The 835-nt window shown below is 67.5% G+C and carries 1 pseudogene; it reads left to right on the top strand.

From position 1 onward, the window contains the following. Positions 1–230: 230 nt before the first annotated feature. Positions 231–835: pseudogene (locus ACY45C_RS01930) on the top strand (Bax inhibitor-1/YccA family protein); the annotation flags it as partial.

Below are 835 nucleotides of genomic sequence, written 5' to 3'. Positions count from 1 at the left end.
ACAATCCTTTCTCGGTCGTCCGGGCATCTGACCGATGAACCGCGGCCGACGAGGGGAAGGCTTCGTCGCTGTGAGGATGCGCGTGGGCGTGTGTCGCGATGTCTTGTCGCCGTCCACCGTGTCCGGTGCGCCGGGAACTCCTGCGTCCCAAGGAACGTTCCATACGGTGACGTAGGCTGTAGTCACCGAGGGTGATGCCTCCCCGGAGGCGACCGAGAGGAGCCGGCTCCATGGCCGACCTTCGTTCCTCGAACCCCGCGTTCCGTCGTGGTGGTTTCGCGTCTCCTCCCACGCCGACCCCCGAGGAGCTGGCGAGCCACTACCGCCAGCCCACCACCCTCACGATCGACGACGTCGTCGTGCACACGCTGGGGCTGTTCGCGCTGCTGGCGGCCGGTGGCGCGGTCGGCTGGGCCCTCGCACCGGACTCGCCCGGCATTGCGCTGGGGCCGGCCTCGTCGCCCTGACGATCAGTCTGTTCGTCTCGTTTCGCAACCTGATCAGTCCGCCGCTCATCATCGCCTTTGCCCTGATCGAAGGGGTGGCGGTCGGGGCGGTCTCACGCTACTACGAGGACACCTTCAACGGCATCATCCCACAGGCCCTGCTCGGGACCGGTCTGATCTTCGTCGCGATGCTGGTTGCCTACCGTAGCGGCCGGCTGCGGGCCACCCCCCGGATGGCCCGCATCGTGTTCGGCGTGCTCCTCGGGGTCGTGCTCCTCGGCCTGACCGACCTCGTGATCAGGGCCACCAGTGGAAGCCACCTGCCGGTGATCAACGATGCGACGCCGCTCGGCATCCTGTTCAGCGTGCTCGTGCTCGTGCTCGTGCTC

This window comes from Frankia sp. CcWB2, assembly GCF_977927585.1.
This window is presented reverse-complemented; position numbering and strand designations above follow the sequence as displayed.